This window comes from Pantoea sp. At-9b (assembly GCF_000175935.2).
Classification (GTDB): domain Bacteria; phylum Pseudomonadota; class Gammaproteobacteria; order Enterobacterales; family Enterobacteriaceae; genus Pantoea.
Genome location: NC_014837.1, coordinates 1,521,955 through 1,536,448, shown reverse-complemented (window position 1 = coordinate 1,536,448; position 14,494 = coordinate 1,521,955). Strand labels below are relative to the sequence as shown.

Sequence of the window (14,494 nt, the reverse complement as noted above, 5' to 3'; positions counted from 1 at the left end):
TCCTTCTGTATTAAGCGCCGTTTTTCAACGCTTCCAACTCTTCCCAGCGTTCAAACGCCGTTTCCAGTTCCTGCTCAGTCTGCGCGAGGGCATCCAGCACCGGCTGCGTTTTATCATGCGGCTGACTGAAGAAATCCGGATGGCTCATCTGCGCCTGTAACTCACCAATGCGCGATTCGAGTTGCTCCAGTTTTTGCGGCAGCTGCTCCAGCTCACGTGTCAGGTTATAGCTTAACTTGGCGACATTACGTTTGCTGGCATCATTTTTTTCTGCCGGTTTTACTGACGTCGTGGTTTTCGCGGCCGGTGCTGTCTTCAGCTGTTTATAGGCGGCACGCTGCTGCTGCGCATCATGATAACCACCAACAAAGGTACCTATCTCACCGTTGCCTTCAAAGATCCAACACTCAGTGACGGTGTTATCAACAAACTGACGATCGTGGCTCACCAGCAATACCGTGCCCTGATAGCCATCAATCAACTCCTCCAGCAGTTCGAGCGTTTCCACATCGAGGTCGTTGGTCGGTTCATCGAGAATCATCAGGTTGCTGGGTTTCAGGAACAGACGCGCCAGCAACAGGCGGTTGCGTTCACCGCCGGAAAGCGCACGCACCGGCGTCATGGCACGTTTCGGGTGGAACAAAAAGTCCTGCAGATAGCCCAGCACATGGCGCGGCTTGCCGTTCACCATCACTTCCTGCTTGCCTTCCGCCAGGTTATCCATCACGGTGCGATCCGGATCCAGTTCCGCGCGATGCTGATCAAAATACGCCACTTCCAGCTTAGTGCCGGAGTGCACGCGACCACTGTCCGCCTTCAGTTGTTGCAACATCAGGCGCAGCAACGTGGTTTTACCGCAACCATTAGGGCCAATCAGCGCAATCTTGTCACCACGCTGCACCTGCGAAGAGAAGTCCTGTACCAGCACCTTGCCATCGACAGCGTAGTTGACGTGTTCCAGCTCAAACACAATCTTGCCGGAGCGTGAGGCTTCCCCCACCTGCATGTTGGCTTTGCCCATCACTTCACGGCGTTCAGAACGCTCACGGCGCAACGCTTTCAGCGCGCGCACGCGACCTTCGTTACGGGTACGACGCGCTTTGATGCCTTGGCGAATCCACACCTCTTCCTGTGCCAGCTTGCGGTCAAATTCGGCGTTTTGCATCTCTTCCACGCGCAGCGCTTCTTCTTTGCCCAGCAGATACTGGTCGTAATCGCCCGGCCAGGAAACCAGCTTGCCGCGATCAAGATCGACAATACGTGTCGCCATGTTGCGGATAAAGGAACGGTCGTGCGAAATAAACACGATACTGCCGGTAAAGGTTTTGAGGAAGGTTTCCAGCCAGTCGATGGTTTCGATATCGAGGTGGTTGGTTGGTTCATCCAGCATCAGTACGCGTGGGTTGCTGACCAGCGCGCGCCCCAGTGCCGCCTTACGCAGCCAGCCACCGGACAGCGACGACAGCTCGGTATCTGCCTGTAAACCAATTTTCTCCAGCACATCATTGATGCGGCTTTCCAGCTGCCACAGATTGTGGTGATCCAGAATGCCCTGCAAACGCGCCATCTCGTTGAGATTTTTCTCGCTCGGATCTTCCATCACCACATGGGAAATGGCGTGGTACGCCTTCAGGTGCTCCGCCTGTTCTTCCACCCCTTCGGCGACAAAGTCATACACCGAACCGGTGATGTTGCGTGGCGGGTCCTGTTGCAGACGCGCCACCACCAGGTCGGTTTCATAAATAATGCGCCCATCATCAAGCGGCTGCTCGCCGTTGATGATTTTCATCAGCGTAGATTTACCGGCACCGTTGCGGCCCACCAGACAGACGCGTTCGCCCTCTTCAATGTGCAGCTCGGTGTTATCCAACAACGGCGCATCGCTGAAGGAAAGGTAAGCGCCATGGATACTGATCAGTGACATAAAACTTATTCCTTACCGGCGTGGCTAACCAGCCAGCAGTTGTGAATGTGATGATTACGGGCGAAGTCCTGCGACTGGGTCTTCTGGGTGATTTCCTGCGCCTGCAAGCCCAGACGCTGTAACCCATCGAGATCCATTTTAAAACCGCGTTTATTGTTAGAAAACATAATGGTGCCGCCACGACGCAACAGACGCTTCAGGTTCTGCATCAGCATCAGATGATCGCGCTGCACGTCGAAATCGTCTTCCATACGCTTCGAGTTGGAAAACGTCGGCGGATCGATGAAGATCAAGTCAAACTGTTCGTTACTCTCACGCAGCCAGCTCAGGCAATCTGCCTGCATCAGGCGATGCTGACGGCCAGTCAGGCCGTTGAGGCGTAAATTGCGCTCTGCCCACTCAAGATAGGTGCGCGACATATCCACCGTCGTCGTTGATTTCGCGCCACCCAGACCGGCATGGACACTGGCACTGCCGGTGTACGAGAACAGGTTAAGGAAATCTTTGCCCTGACTCATTTTGCCCAACATCTGGCGTGCAATACGGTGATCGAGGAACAGGCCGGTATCAAGATAGTCAGTCAGGTTCACCAGGAAGCGAGCGTCAAATTCCTGCACTTCAAAGAAGTTGCCTTTTTCCGCCAGCTTCTGATACTGGTTTTTGCCTTTCTGACGCTCACGCGTCTTCAGTACCAGGCGGTTCGCCGGGATCTCCAGCACGCTGAGCGTGGCGCTGATCACGTCAAACAGGCGCTGGCGCGCTTTGTTGGCATCAACCGTTTTCGGCGGTGCATATTCCTGAATCACTACCCACTCGGCGTAACGATCCACCGCTACGTTATATTCCGGCAGATCAGCATCGTATAAACGATAACAATCGATGTTCGACTGACGCGCCCATTTTTCCAGTTTTTTCAGATTCTTGCGCAGGCGGTTGGCGTAATCTTCGGCGATCTGTGCCGCACCTTCCCCACTGGTGGCCGCCAGCTGATAATTTTTCTGCACACATTCGAGCGGGCCGTTTTTCGCTTTGAATTGACGATCGGCACGCAGCGACAGGCAGCTAAGCAGTTCCGGTGAAGCGCTGAACAACGACAGGTTCCAGCCACCAAACTTCTGCTTCATGATGCGACCCAACTGGCTGTGCAACGCAATCAGCGCCGGTTCACTCTCCAGACGCTCACCATACGGCGGGTTACTCAGCACCGTGCCGGTCACTTCAGCGGGCAGCGGATTACTCAGCTTCAGAACATCCTGTTGGGCAAAGGTGAAGAGATCGGCCACACCGGCACGACGCGCATTGGCACGCGCCCACTCCAGCACGCGCCCATCATTGTCATAACCAAAGAAACGCGCGCTGGTGGCCGCCGTGCCTGCGCGGGCGCGCTGCTGCGCTTCGCTGCGCAATTCCAGCCATAACGGTTGATTATGTTTTTTCCAGCCGTTAAAACCCCAGCGCGAACGCAACAGGCCCGGTGCCCGATCGCAGGCAATCAGTGCCGCTTCAATCAGCAAGGTGCCGGAACCACACATCGGATCGATCAGTGGCGTGCTGGTTTGCCAGCCGGAACGCATCACAATCGCCGCTGCCAGATTCTCTTTCAGCGGTGCCTGGCCGGTTTGCTGGCGATAACCACGCTGATGCAGCGCATCACCACTCAGATCCAGCGCGATGCTGACACGATCTTTATTCAGCCACGCATTGATACGAATGCCCGGCTGTTCCCGATCCACATTAGGACGCGGCAGATTTTGGCGCGTAAAACTGTCAACAATGGCGTCTTTGATGCGCAGCGCCCCAAACTGGCTGTTGCGGATCACTTCATTCGTACCGCTGAAGTGAATGGCAAAGCTGGTGTTGCTGTCGAAGATGTCACACCACGGAATACTCTGGGCACCGACATACAGATCGAGATCGCTCCAGACGCCGAATTCTCCCAGCGGCAGTAAAATTCGCGAAGCCAGGCGGCTCCACAGCAGACTTTGGTACATCACGCGGTCATCGGCCTCGAAATGGACCCCGCCCTGCACCACCTGCAAATCCTGCGCACCCAGCGCGTCCAGCTCAGTTTTCAACAGCTCTTCGAGCCCACGCGCCGTACTGGCAAACAGAGAATTCATATCGTCACTTATACCCTTGATAAAATTGTTGCGCATTATAGCGAATCAGCGTCCTATGTCCTAAAGTTAGCTTCTTTTTGTCCTGTATGACGGCTTTCAGGGAGTAGTGATGATTACGTTGTCCCGTCTGTATATCCATCCGGTGAAATCGATGCGTGGTTTGCAGCTGTCGCATGCTCAGGTGCAGGAGAGCGGCCTGGGCTTTGACCGCATCTTTATGGTCACCGAAACCGATGGCACGTTTATCACTGCCCGTCAGTACCCGGAGATGGTGCGCTTCACGCCCGCGCTGTTACCGGATGGTCTGTTTTTACAGGCACCAGACGGCAGCCAGGCCTTGATTCGCTTTGCCGATTTCGCCGCCGATGACGCGCCCACCGAAGTATGGGGGAATCACTTTACTTCACGTGTTGCCCCGGATGCGGTCAATCAATGGTTAAGCGGCTTTTTTCCGCGCCCGGTGCAGCTACGCTGGACCGGCTCGCAACCCACCCGACGAGTTAAACGCTTTGATCAGGTGCCATTGAGTTTCGCCGATGGCTTTCCTTATCTGCTGGTGAATATGGCGTCATTGCAGGATCTGCAACAACGCTGCCCCGCCAGCGTTCGGGTGGAACAGTTCCGCCCCAATCTGGTGGTCAGTGGCGCGCAGGCGTGGGAAGAGGACAGCTGGAAAACCCTGAAAATTGGCGATATCACCTTTGAGATGCCGAAACCCTGTAGCCGCTGCGTGTTTACCACCGTGGGAACCGAAAGTGGGCAGAAACATCCGCAGGGCGAGCCGCTGGCGACGTTGCAACGATTCCGGAGTGCGCTGGATGGCAGCGGCGATATCGATTTCGGTCTGAATTTAATTGCGCTGAACAGCGGCGTGATCCGGGTCGGCGATCCCGTCACCATCATTGAAAAACAACCCACGCGTGCCTACGGTGCCGGTCAGGTGGTGGAGACGCTGGCGACGACCGCCAGCCCAACCAGTCAAGTCACCATCGGTTATCAAGGCAGCGCCTTTGTTGGCGACAATCAACAGGTTTTGCTGGAGCAACTGGAAATGCAGGGCTTTCGCATCCCCTACTCCTGTCGGGCCGGGATTTGCGGCAGCTGCAAAATGACGCTGGTAGCGGGGGAAGTGAAAGCATTAAAGAAAAGTGCCGTGCGCGCCGATGGCACCATCCTGAGTTGTAGTTGTATTCCCGCCGGAGATATTGAGTTGGCGTAACCGCTTATACCGCCCTGGCGAACGGGGCGGATGATTCCTGCTGACAACGTTGCAGGCGATCGTTCATGACTTTGATCGCATCCCCCAGCACCATGCCTTTACCTGCCACGGTCAGTGCATGTTGTGCCAGCAGGCACAGCGCCGCATTCTCACCACTCTCCACCACCAGCAGTTGTGCCTGCTCGCCGCTATCGGCCAGCGTCACCGCCACCATGTCACCTGCGGCAGGCTGCCAGCTATGGGCGTGGCTGGTGAAATGCCAGCTTTTCGGCATCAACGGTTTGAGAAAACGGCTGGCAACCAGCGCATTTAATACCAGCTCCGCACGTTGATCGCTTTTTAATCCGCTCTGACGACAACGTTCCTCAAAGGTAAAATAAAGCGCGGCATCATCCACGCAAAAACCGCTTTCACTGAATGCATCCGGCGTGAGCATTTTACGTGAGAAGCGCGAGCGAAATAACATGCCATCAGCCAGATCAAGCATCATCCGGTCATGCTCCGCGTCAAAATACCAACGCCAGTTGTCATCGGGTTTGATTTTCATGATGTGCCCTGTGGTTTATCGCTGCGCAAAATTGCGGTTCACAGCAAGGAAAAATAACGCTAAGGAAAAGCTGAAAAATGCACCAGCAGAACAAAATATAAACGAGCCAGAGGGATAAATAAACCCCCTGGCGAGGGAATGTGGGAAATGTCTTAGAGGTGGGTCACGATATCTTTAATTAAGCCAGGACCTTTATAAATAAATCCGGAGTATATCTGCACCAGGGTGGCACCTGCGGCGATTTTTTCACGCGCCGCTACCAGCGAATCAATCCCCCCGACACCAATAATCGGCAGGCGGCCTTGCAGCTCCTGTGACAGGCGGCGAATGATTTCAGTGCTGCGTGTTTGTACCGGGCGACCACTTAAACCACCGGCTTCTTCGCTGTATTTCAACCCGGCAACCAATGAACGGTCCAGCGTAGTATTGGTGGCAATCACACCATCAATTTCATGGCGGACTAAACTGTCAGCCACCTGGATCAATTCCTCTTCAGAAAGATCCGGCGCGATCTTCACGGCCACCGGAACATATTTAAGGTGCCGTTCCTGCAACTCTTTTTGCTTTAATTTGATCGCCGACAGCAGATCATCCAGCGCTTCACCATATTGCAGCGTGCGTAATCCTGGGGTGTTCGGCGACGAAATATTGATGGCAATATAACCGGCATGGGCATACACCTTCTCCATGCAAATCAGATAATCGTCTTTGCCTTGTTCAACCGGTGTATCTTTATTTTTACCAATATTGATACCAAGGATTCCTTTAAAACGCGCCTTTTTAACGTTTTCCACCAGGTGGTCGACACCCAGATTATTAAATCCCATGCGGTTAATTATGCCTTCCGCTTCCACCAGGCGGAACATACGCGGTTTATCATTACCGGGTTGCGCACGGGGTGTGACGGTGCCAACTTCGACAAAACCAAAGCCCATCGCACCAAAGGCATCAATACATTCGGCGTTTTTATCGAGACCGGCTGCCAGCCCCAGAGCATTTGGAAAGGTCAGCCCCATACAGTTCACTGGACGCGCAGGTAACGACTGGCGGATAAACCCTTCCAGCGGCGTACCACTGATAAAACGCAGTTGTTGAAAGGTAAGTTCGTGCGCGCGCTCTGGATCGAGCTTAAACAGCGCCGGCCGGACGATAGGATATAACATGCACTCTCCTGAATGGCGGAAGCTTCGTGAAAGTCGGGGTGCACGGGAAAATGTGCGCCAGAATGGTAAAGGCCTCTGGCACAAAAGTAAATTACAGCGCGCGGAAACGCAGGTCAGATTGACCTGCATCATCATTCACTTGCGGTATCTTTAATCGGTGAACGGGTTGAGGGAGGATTATGCAGGTATTCGCGCAGAATACCGTGCCGCGCCATGACCCAAAAAATCCCCACGCAGACGAGAAATTCAGCAATCACCATGGACCAGGCGGCACCGATTGCTCCGTACTTCCAGGCCAGAAACGCACAAACCGGAATGTTGATTACCCCCGGGCCTAACATCACCAGCATACGCTGGCGCGCCAGACCGTGTGGGATCAGCACCTGCAACCCGGCCGGATAAGCGATGTTGCCGAACAGAAAGCACAACACAAACACCCGCAGCACGTCTGCCGAGGCGACAAACTCTTTCCCCAGCAGAATACCCACCACCTCATCGGCGAAGAAGTACGTAAAGATCACAATGCCCAGGCTGAGCAGGAAAGAGATCAGCAAACTTTTCCGTGTTGCGGCGATAGCAGCCGCTTTATCACGGGAGAACAGATAACTGACGCGGGGAAAGAACGCGTTACCGATCTGTTCCGGCACCGAGTTTGCCGCCTTACGCAGACGATCGGCCCCGTTATAGATACCAATCGCGTAGTGAGAGGTAAAGGCCGCCAGAATCACCACGTTGACGCTGTTAAACAAATTGGCACCCGCGATGGCGATAAACACATGCACACTGTCTTTCAGGCGCTGTTTGATTTCACCAGGTTCGAAACGATAGCGGCCAATCACCTTCATCATTAATACAAACCGCAGGGTGATCAACGCGCTGATGATCGACACCACGCCAGGGATCAGCGCCGCCAGCCAGGTATCGTCGGGCGTTTTCACCAGCAGAAAGGTCAGCGGAATGGCGCAGAAATTACCGAAGGTGGCGATCACCGCCGTTTTGCCGAGTTTCTCAAACCCCTGCATCAACCAGCCAAAGGAGAACAGCGAACCCAGCAACGTGGTGCAATTCGCCAGCACCACCCAGAACAGATAGTGCCAACCCGGGTTAAGCCAGGTAGCCAGCAACAGCACCCCGCTGGTGGACAGCATCAACAATAATTTGGCGTTGAAAGTCGACCAGAAAATTTGCGTCACCCGCGTTTTATCTTCGCGATGGTGGGCAATGTCCTTGGTGGTATAAACGTTAAAGCCCCAATCTGAGATGGTGCTGCAATACATCACGCAGGCAATCGCCAGCGCCAGCACCCCCATCTGGTTGACGCCTAAAATACGCGCCAGATAGGGCAAGGTGACTAAAGGAAAGAGAAATGACGCTCCCCGATAGGCCAGCAAAGATAAAATATTAATCACTAAACTCTTATCGAGTGTTTTAGCCATGACGCAACAACCTTAATGCTCATACCAGCAATGACTTTCGCACTGAATCCTGGTTCAATCAAACCACCTGAACACTTTTCGGAATAAGGCGGTTTTTCTTCATCTCCTTCTTCACTTTGTAATTCTGGAGACGAATAAACAGTTCCGGCTGATTCAATAAAAGCCACTCTTTAAAACCGGTGGGTTTGATTTCCCGACCGAGAAAACGAATGGCATTGATCACGTAATGTGGTACCGGCGTGCGGTTATACAACGAGAGATAAATCATCAAGCGAAAAGAATGTAACAAATACTCTTTCTGCAACTGATTGCGCCAATTATTTTTCTCCAACGTGGTCATTAAATCATGATAGGCCTGCATGAAAGCATGATAACGCTGCAAAAAATAATCACTATTTTTACTTCCGTTAGTTAATGAACCCGCACGTACACGTTGTTGATAATAACTGTTCTCGCTCACCCACGCCTGATGACTTTTCAGAAAAGCGCCAAGGCTGAAGCAATGATCTTCGTGCACCCGTTGCTCAAAACGTAACTGATAATTATCCACCACTGTGCGTTTCAATATGTAGTTCCACGCCGCAGAGGTATAAGTGCCGTTGCGTAATAAAGAGGAAAGTACCTGTTGCGCCGGTTGCAAACCCGCAAGGTCATGCTTCACTTTGAAGGAGCTGAGCTGTGGCTTTTCATGATCGAAGGCTATCGAGTTGAAGCAGAACAGCTCCACCTGCGGGTGTTGCTGCACCACGTGCTGCAACTCCTGTATCAGCCCCGGCGCGACGCGGTCATCCGGGTCACAGAAAAACAGGAAATCCCCTTGTGCCAGCTCAATCCCTTTGTCGCGCGCCAGCCCGGCCCCACCGTTAGGAACAGTGATAATCTGCACCTGTGGCATCCTGCCGTAATGATGCCTGAGCAGTGCCAGCGTGCCATCGGTTGAGCTGTCATTAACAATAATGATTTCATTGGGCGCAGATATTTGCGCTAACAGAGAATCCACACATTCAACAATATATTTCTCTACGTTGTAAGTAGGAATGATAACGGACAGCAGTTTCTCTGACATAAGCACTCTCTTTTTTAAACTTTTTAAAAAGAAAAACAGCAACCACACCACTGTGCGCCAGAACGCACAGAATGCATTATCAAAAAAATCATTTAGCGCTAGCTTAATCAGTGGCGGGAGGTTTTGACAGTTCCGTTTTTCAACTGAGCCTCTGATAACCAGAGAGAATGATTATCAGCCATAAAGTATCCGTTTATTATTTTCACCCTGTTGACTTGTGGTTTACTCTTTACGCCCGAAAGAAATCTTGCCATTTGTAATTTAAGACAAAAAACCATTTAAAAACGGTTTATTTGTCATGGATAGTGATAGTAGCGAAAGCGATTAAATTGATACCTGATGATACAACCAGACATAATCACCCTGCTGTCAGTCACAGCTTCATGATTGTTTTTACGGAAGATTATCGTTAATCAATGAATATAATAGCGTTGTGCGCTGGTATGGTGCGGACATGACTTGTGAACCCAAACGATACAGTTGTTATCCTTCTGCACACTAATAAATCTGTGCTGCTGCATTTCATTGCTTTAAGAGAGTGAATCATTTCTATTTTGTGACTCACTGGTTTTCGGAATTGTCGTATCGATCCCTCCACAGATCATTATTGGTACCCGGCGTTTATTTGCAGATTCCGGCTTACCATTGCCGGATAAATCATTTAAGCCCTGCCCCCTGCTCTGTCAGGATTACCACATCAGTTCTCAATATCAGATAATCAATAACTTTCAGTTATAAGGAGTGACTATGCGGGTTATTACGCTGGCAGGCAGCCCACGATTTCCTTCTCGTTCTACCGCGCTGCTGAGCCTGTGCCAGCAGGCGTTGGAAGCACGCGGTGTCGAAGTGATTCCCTGGAATATTCACAACTTTCAACCGGAAGATTTACTGTATGCGCGTTTCGATTCCCCGGCATTACAGGCACTCAAAGAGGATCTGGCGCTGGCGGATGGCTTAATCGTTGCCACGCCAATTTATAAGGCCTCATTTTCGGGCGCACTGAAAACGCTGCTGGATCTGTTACCGGAACGCGCGCTGGAACATAAAGTCGTACTGCCGCTGGCGAGTGGCGGCAGCGTGGCACATATGTTGGCGGTGGATTACGCCCTGAAACCGGTGCTCAACGCACTGAAAGCGCAGGAAGTGCTGCATGGCGTGTTCGCTGACGACAGCCAGATTCAACACTATGACCGCCAGCCGGAACTGGATCAGTTACTGGCCGCACGCATTGATGAAGCGCTGGATACCTTCTGGCATGCGCTGCATCGTCGCCATCAGCCCTATGCGCAAGCCGTATAAAGGAAGACGTATGAAAAGGACGCTATCCGGCTTGCTGCTGTTTACCCTTAGCGCATTGTTCAGTCTGAGCACACACGCCGCTGAAGCCCCGGCGCAGTTTCGTATTGGTTACCAGAAAGGTTCGGTCAGCATGGTGCTGGCCAAGTCCCATCAGCTGCTGGAGCAACGTTTCCCGCATACGCAGATTCAGTGGATTGAGTTTCCCGCCGGTCCGCAGATGCTGGAAGCGTTGAATGTCGGCAGTATCGACCTCGGCAGCACCGGCGATATCCCACCGATTTTTGCCCAAGCCGCAGGCGCGGATTTGCTGTATGTCGGCTCGGAGCCACCCAAGCCCAAAGCCGAAGTGATTCTGGTGCCAAAGGATAGCCCGATTCACAGCGTGGCCGACTTAAAAGGCCATAAGGTCGCATTTCAGAAAGGCTCCAGTTCGCACAACCTGTTATTACGTGCGCTGGCGCAGGCCGGTCTCAGCTTTAAGGATATTCAGCCCACCTACCTGACCCCTGCCGATGCCCGTGCGGCCTTCCAGCAGGGCGACGTTGATGCCTGGGCGATTTGGGACCCCTACTACTCTGCCGCGTTATTACAAGGCAATGTCCGCGTGCTGGCCGATGGCAGCAAACTGAATCAAACCGGTTCGTTCTATCTTGCCACGCGCCCATTCACCGCCGCCAATGGCAACTTTGTACAGCAGGTGCTGCAAACCTTCAGTGATGCCGATGCGTTAACCCGTAGCCAGCGCGACCAGAGTATTGATCTGCTGGCGCAGGCCATGGGTCTGCCCAAACCGGTGATTGCCAGCTATCTCGACCATCGGCCCCCTACCACCATTACGCCGGTCAGCGCCCATACCGCGCAGGCCCAACAGCAAACGGCCGATCTGTTCTATGCCAACCATTTGATGCCGGTGAAGGTGACGATCGCCGACCGCATCTGGCAGCCACAGTCCGCCCAGCCTTAAGGAGTGAATAATGAGCGTATCCGTATTCTGGTTTCTCCCGACCCACGGCGATGGTCACTATCTCGGCACCGATCAGGGTGCGCGCCCGGTGGATCACGCCTACCTGCAACAAGTTGCGCAAGCCGCCGATCGTCTCGGCTTTGGTGGCGTGCTGATCCCAACCGGTCGTTCCTGTGAAGATGCCTGGCTGGTGGCGGCCTCACTGATTCCGGTGACGCAGCGTCTGCGTTTTCTGGTCGCGCTGCGCCCCGGGGTGATTTCACCGACCCAGGCCGCCCGTCAGGCCGCCACCCTCGATCGTCTGTCGAATGGCCGCGCATTATTTAACCTGGTCACCGGCGGAGACCCAGAGGAACTGGCTGGCGACGGTGTGTTCCTCGATCACCGTGAGCGCTATGCCGAATCCGCCGAATTTACCCGTATCTGGCGGCGTGTGCTGGAAGGCGAAACCGTCGATTATGAAGGCAAGCACGTCAAGGTACGCGGTGCCCGTCTGCTGTTTAAGCCGGTGCAGCAACCCCGCCCCCCGCTGTGGTTCGGTGGTTCCTCTGACGCGGCGCAGGATCTGGCGGCTGAGCAGGTCGATGTCTATCTCACCTGGGGTGAACCACCAGCCCAGGTCAAAGAGAAAATCGCCCAAGTGCGTGCGAAAGCGGAAGCTCAGGGGCGCAAAGTACGTTTCGGTATTCGCTTGCATGTCATTGTCCGTGAGACGAATGAAGAAGCATGGCGCGCGGCCGATCGGCTGATTGCCCATCTGGATGATGCCACCATCGCCAAAGCGCAGGCCGCACTGGCCCGCACCGACTCTGTCGGGCAGCAACGTATGGCGGCGTTGCATGGTGGCCGCCGTGACAAGCTGGAGATCAGCCCGAACTTGTGGGCCGGTGTCGGCCTGGTACGTGGCGGTGCCGGTACGGCATTAGTTGGGGATGGTCCGACGATTGCCGCACGCATGCAGGAATATACTGACCTCGGAATCGAGACCTTTATTCTTTCCGGCTATCCGCATCTGGAAGAGGCGTATCGCGTTGGCGAGTTGCTGTTCCCGCATCTCGACCTGGCGGTGCCGCAGATTCCACAGCCGTCGACGATTAAAGCGCGCGGTGAAGCGGTCGCCCATGACTTCGCGCCCCAAAAAGTGTCGCAGAGCTGAGGAGCCGATCATGGCAAAGAAACAACTGACCAATGCTCTGCTGCCGTGGGCGCTGCCGGTGCTGCTGGTGGTGGTATGGCAATTGGCCTCACAAATCGGGCTACTGTCGACACGTATTTTGCCCTCGCCGGAAAATATCCTGATCACCTTCTGGAAGCTCTCAGCCAGCGGCGAATTGTGGCAGCATCTCGCCATCAGTGGCTGGCGCGCGGCCATCGGTTTCAGTATTGGCGGCTCCATCGGCCTGTTACTGGGCCTGATTACCGGCACCTCGCGCTTGGGTGAGCGTCTGCTCGATACCTCGGTGCAAATGCTGCGTAACGTGCCACATCTGGCGCTGATCCCGCTGGTGATCCTGTGGTTCGGCATCGATGAGGCGGCGAAGATTTTCCTCGTGGCACTCGGTACGCTGTTCCCGATTTATCTCAATACCTACCACGGTATCCGCAATATTGATCGCGGGCTGGTGGAGATGGCGCGCAGCTATGGCCTCTCCGGCTGGAGTCTGTTTATTCAGGTGATTCTGCCCGGCGCGCTGCCGTCAATCATGGTTGGAGTGCGCTTTGCGCTGGGTCTGATGTGGCTGACACTGATCGTCGCCGAGACCATCTCTGCCAACTCGGGCATTGGCTATCTGGCGATGAACGCGCGTGAATTTCTGCAAACCGACGTGGTGGTGGTCGCCATCATTCTGTATGCCCTGCTCGGCAAACTGGCCGATGTTGCGGCACAGCTGCTGGAGCGCGTCTGGCTGCGCTGGCACCCGGCCTATCAATTGAAGGAGGCTAACGCATGAGCACTGCAACCCTCACCCCGGCGCGTCTCAACAGTGGCACACCGGTGGGCGTTAACGGCGTCGTCAAACGCTATGGCGACCGTACCATCCTGAATAACATCGACCTGCATATTCCGGCAGGGCAATTTGTCGCCGTGGTGGGCCGCAGTGGCTGCGGCAAAAGCACCCTGCTGCGTCTGCTGGCCGGACTGGAATCCACGACGCACGGCGAGTTGCTGGCGGGCAATGCGCCGCTGGCATCCGCGCGCGACGATACCCGTCTGATGTTTCAGGATGCCCGTCTGCTGCCGTGGAAAAAGGTCATCGATAACGTTGGGCTCGGCTTGAAAGGCCGTGCCTGGCGGGAAAACGCGCGGGAAGCGCTGGCGGCAGTTGGGCTGGCAGAACGCGCTAACGAATGGCCAGCCGCCCTGTCCGGTGGGCAGAAACAGCGCGTGGCATTGGCACGAGCCTTGATTCATCGACCGGGCTTGTTGCTGCTGGACGAACCGCTGGGTGCGCTGGATGCGTTGACGCGTATTGAGATGCAGGGATTAATTGAATCACTGTGGCAACAGCATAACTTCACCGTGTTGTTAGTGACGCACGATGTCAGCGAAGCGGTGGCGATGGCGGATCGGGTGTTACTGATTGAAGAAGGCCAAATCGGGTTGGATCTGACGGTTGATCTCCCGCGGCCCCGTCGCCGTGGCTCTGCCCGTCTGGCGGAACTGGAAGCTGAAGTGCTGGACCGCGTGATGAAACGCAGTTCCAGCGAGCAGCCGCTGCGCTTGGCGCAGCAGCGATAACCAAGCCCTCACCCCA

12 protein-coding genes are annotated in these 14,494 nt (G+C 54.4%); 6 read left to right on the top strand and 6 right to left on the bottom strand.

Annotated features, from left to right (window positions below; all coding sequences use genetic code 11):
• Positions 1-10: 10 nt before the first annotated feature.
• Together PAT9B_RS06925 and rlmKL are read right to left on the bottom strand one after the other, a co-directional pair.
• Positions 11-1,924 (bottom strand): ABC transporter ATP-binding protein, encoded by a 1,914-nt coding sequence (locus tag PAT9B_RS06925; RefSeq protein WP_013508544.1) that lies wholly within the window; start codon positions 1,922-1,924, stop codon positions 11-13.
• Between the two features lie 5 nt (positions 1,925-1,929).
• The gene (gene rlmKL / locus PAT9B_RS06920) at positions 1,930-4,044 is read right to left on the bottom strand and encodes a bifunctional 23S rRNA (guanine(2069)-N(7))-methyltransferase RlmK/23S rRNA (guanine(2445)-N(2))-methyltransferase RlmL (RefSeq protein WP_041525919.1); all 2,115 of its coding nucleotides are present in this window, start codon (positions 4,042-4,044) and stop codon (positions 1,930-1,932) included.
• Positions 4,045-4,153: 109 nt separating this feature from the next.
• Here rlmKL and PAT9B_RS06915 point away from each other — a divergent pair, with 109 nt between their 5' ends.
• Positions 4,154-5,263: a YcbX family protein gene (locus PAT9B_RS06915; RefSeq protein WP_013508542.1), complete on the top strand. Its 1,110-nt coding sequence runs from the start codon at positions 4,154-4,156 to the stop codon at positions 5,261-5,263.
• A 4-nt stretch (positions 5,264-5,267) separates the two neighbouring features.
• Here the strand turns inward: PAT9B_RS06915 and PAT9B_RS06910 are convergent, their stop codons facing one another.
• From PAT9B_RS06910 to PAT9B_RS06895, 4 genes are all read right to left on the bottom strand, one after another.
• On the bottom strand, positions 5,268-5,810 hold the full coding sequence (locus tag PAT9B_RS06910) for a cell division protein ZapC (RefSeq protein ID WP_013508541.1): 543 nt from the start codon (positions 5,808-5,810) through the stop codon (positions 5,268-5,270).
• Between the two features lie 152 nt (positions 5,811-5,962).
• Positions 5,963-6,973, bottom strand: coding sequence for a quinone-dependent dihydroorotate dehydrogenase (pyrD, locus tag PAT9B_RS06905; RefSeq protein WP_013508540.1), 1,011 nt, complete (start codon positions 6,971-6,973; stop codon positions 5,963-5,965).
• Between the two features lie 131 nt (positions 6,974-7,104).
• A complete protein-coding gene (locus PAT9B_RS06900; protein WP_013508539.1) occupies positions 7,105-8,409 on the bottom strand; it encodes a flippase in 1,305 nt (434 codons plus the stop codon).
• Between the two features lie 58 nt (positions 8,410-8,467).
• Positions 8,468-9,475, bottom strand: a complete 1,008-nt coding sequence (locus tag PAT9B_RS06895; RefSeq protein WP_013508538.1) for a glycosyltransferase family 2 protein — start codon at positions 9,473-9,475, stop codon at positions 8,468-8,470.
• A gap of 747 nt (positions 9,476-10,222) precedes the next feature.
• On the opposite strand from PAT9B_RS06895, the gene ssuE reads away from it, so the two are divergent.
• Genes ssuE through ssuB form a run of 5 tightly spaced genes read left to right on the top strand, consistent with a single transcriptional unit; the run spans position 10,223 to position 14,478 of the window.
• Complete coding sequence (gene ssuE, locus PAT9B_RS06890) at positions 10,223-10,774, top strand: NADPH-dependent FMN reductase (protein WP_013508537.1); 552 nt, start codon at positions 10,223-10,225, stop codon at positions 10,772-10,774.
• Positions 10,775-10,784: 10 nt separating this feature from the next.
• Positions 10,785-11,738, top strand: coding sequence for a sulfonate ABC transporter substrate-binding protein (locus PAT9B_RS06885; protein ID WP_013508536.1), 954 nt, complete (start codon positions 10,785-10,787; stop codon positions 11,736-11,738).
• Positions 11,739-11,748: 10 nt separating this feature from the next.
• Entirely contained in the window at positions 11,749-12,894 is a 1,146-nt protein-coding gene (gene ssuD / locus PAT9B_RS06880) for an FMNH2-dependent alkanesulfonate monooxygenase (protein ID WP_013508535.1), read from the top strand.
• A 10-nt stretch (positions 12,895-12,904) separates the two neighbouring features.
• Positions 12,905-13,690 (top strand): aliphatic sulfonate ABC transporter permease SsuC, encoded by a 786-nt coding sequence (gene ssuC / locus PAT9B_RS06875; protein WP_013508534.1) that lies wholly within the window; start codon positions 12,905-12,907, stop codon positions 13,688-13,690.
• Positions 13,687-14,478, top strand: a complete 792-nt coding sequence (gene ssuB, locus PAT9B_RS06870) for an aliphatic sulfonates ABC transporter ATP-binding protein (RefSeq protein ID WP_013508533.1) — start codon at positions 13,687-13,689, stop codon at positions 14,476-14,478. The genes ssuC and ssuB overlap by 4 nt, the downstream gene beginning before the upstream one ends.
• Positions 14,479-14,494 lie beyond the last annotated feature (16 nt).

Bases quoted from the DNA above. Each gene is read 5' to 3' on its own strand.
- PAT9B_RS06925 (WP_013508544.1), bottom strand. From the start codon at position 1,924: ATGTCACTGATCAGTATCCATGGCGCTTACCTTTCCTTCAGCGATGCG.
- rlmKL (WP_041525919.1), bottom strand. From the start codon at position 4,044: ATGAATTCTCTGTTTGCCAGTACGGCGCGTGGGCTCGAAGAGCTGTTG.
- PAT9B_RS06915 (WP_013508542.1), top strand. From the start codon at position 4,154: ATGATTACGTTGTCCCGTCTGTATATCCATCCGGTGAAATCGATGCGT.
- PAT9B_RS06910 (WP_013508541.1), bottom strand. From the start codon at position 5,810: ATGAAAATCAAACCCGATGACAACTGGCGTTGGTATTTTGACGCGGAG.
- pyrD (WP_013508540.1), bottom strand. From the start codon at position 6,973: ATGTTATATCCTATCGTCCGGCCGGCGCTGTTTAAGCTCGATCCAGAG.
- PAT9B_RS06900 (WP_013508539.1), bottom strand. From the start codon at position 8,409: ATGGCTAAAACACTCGATAAGAGTTTAGTGATTAATATTTTATCTTTG.
- PAT9B_RS06895 (WP_013508538.1), bottom strand. From the start codon at position 9,475: ATGTCAGAGAAACTGCTGTCCGTTATCATTCCTACTTACAACGTAGAG.
- ssuE (WP_013508537.1), top strand. From the start codon at position 10,223: ATGCGGGTTATTACGCTGGCAGGCAGCCCACGATTTCCTTCTCGTTCT.
- PAT9B_RS06885 (WP_013508536.1), top strand. From the start codon at position 10,785: ATGAAAAGGACGCTATCCGGCTTGCTGCTGTTTACCCTTAGCGCATTG.
- ssuD (WP_013508535.1), top strand. From the start codon at position 11,749: ATGAGCGTATCCGTATTCTGGTTTCTCCCGACCCACGGCGATGGTCAC.
- ssuC (WP_013508534.1), top strand. From the start codon at position 12,905: ATGGCAAAGAAACAACTGACCAATGCTCTGCTGCCGTGGGCGCTGCCG.
- ssuB (WP_013508533.1), top strand. From the start codon at position 13,687: ATGAGCACTGCAACCCTCACCCCGGCGCGTCTCAACAGTGGCACACCG.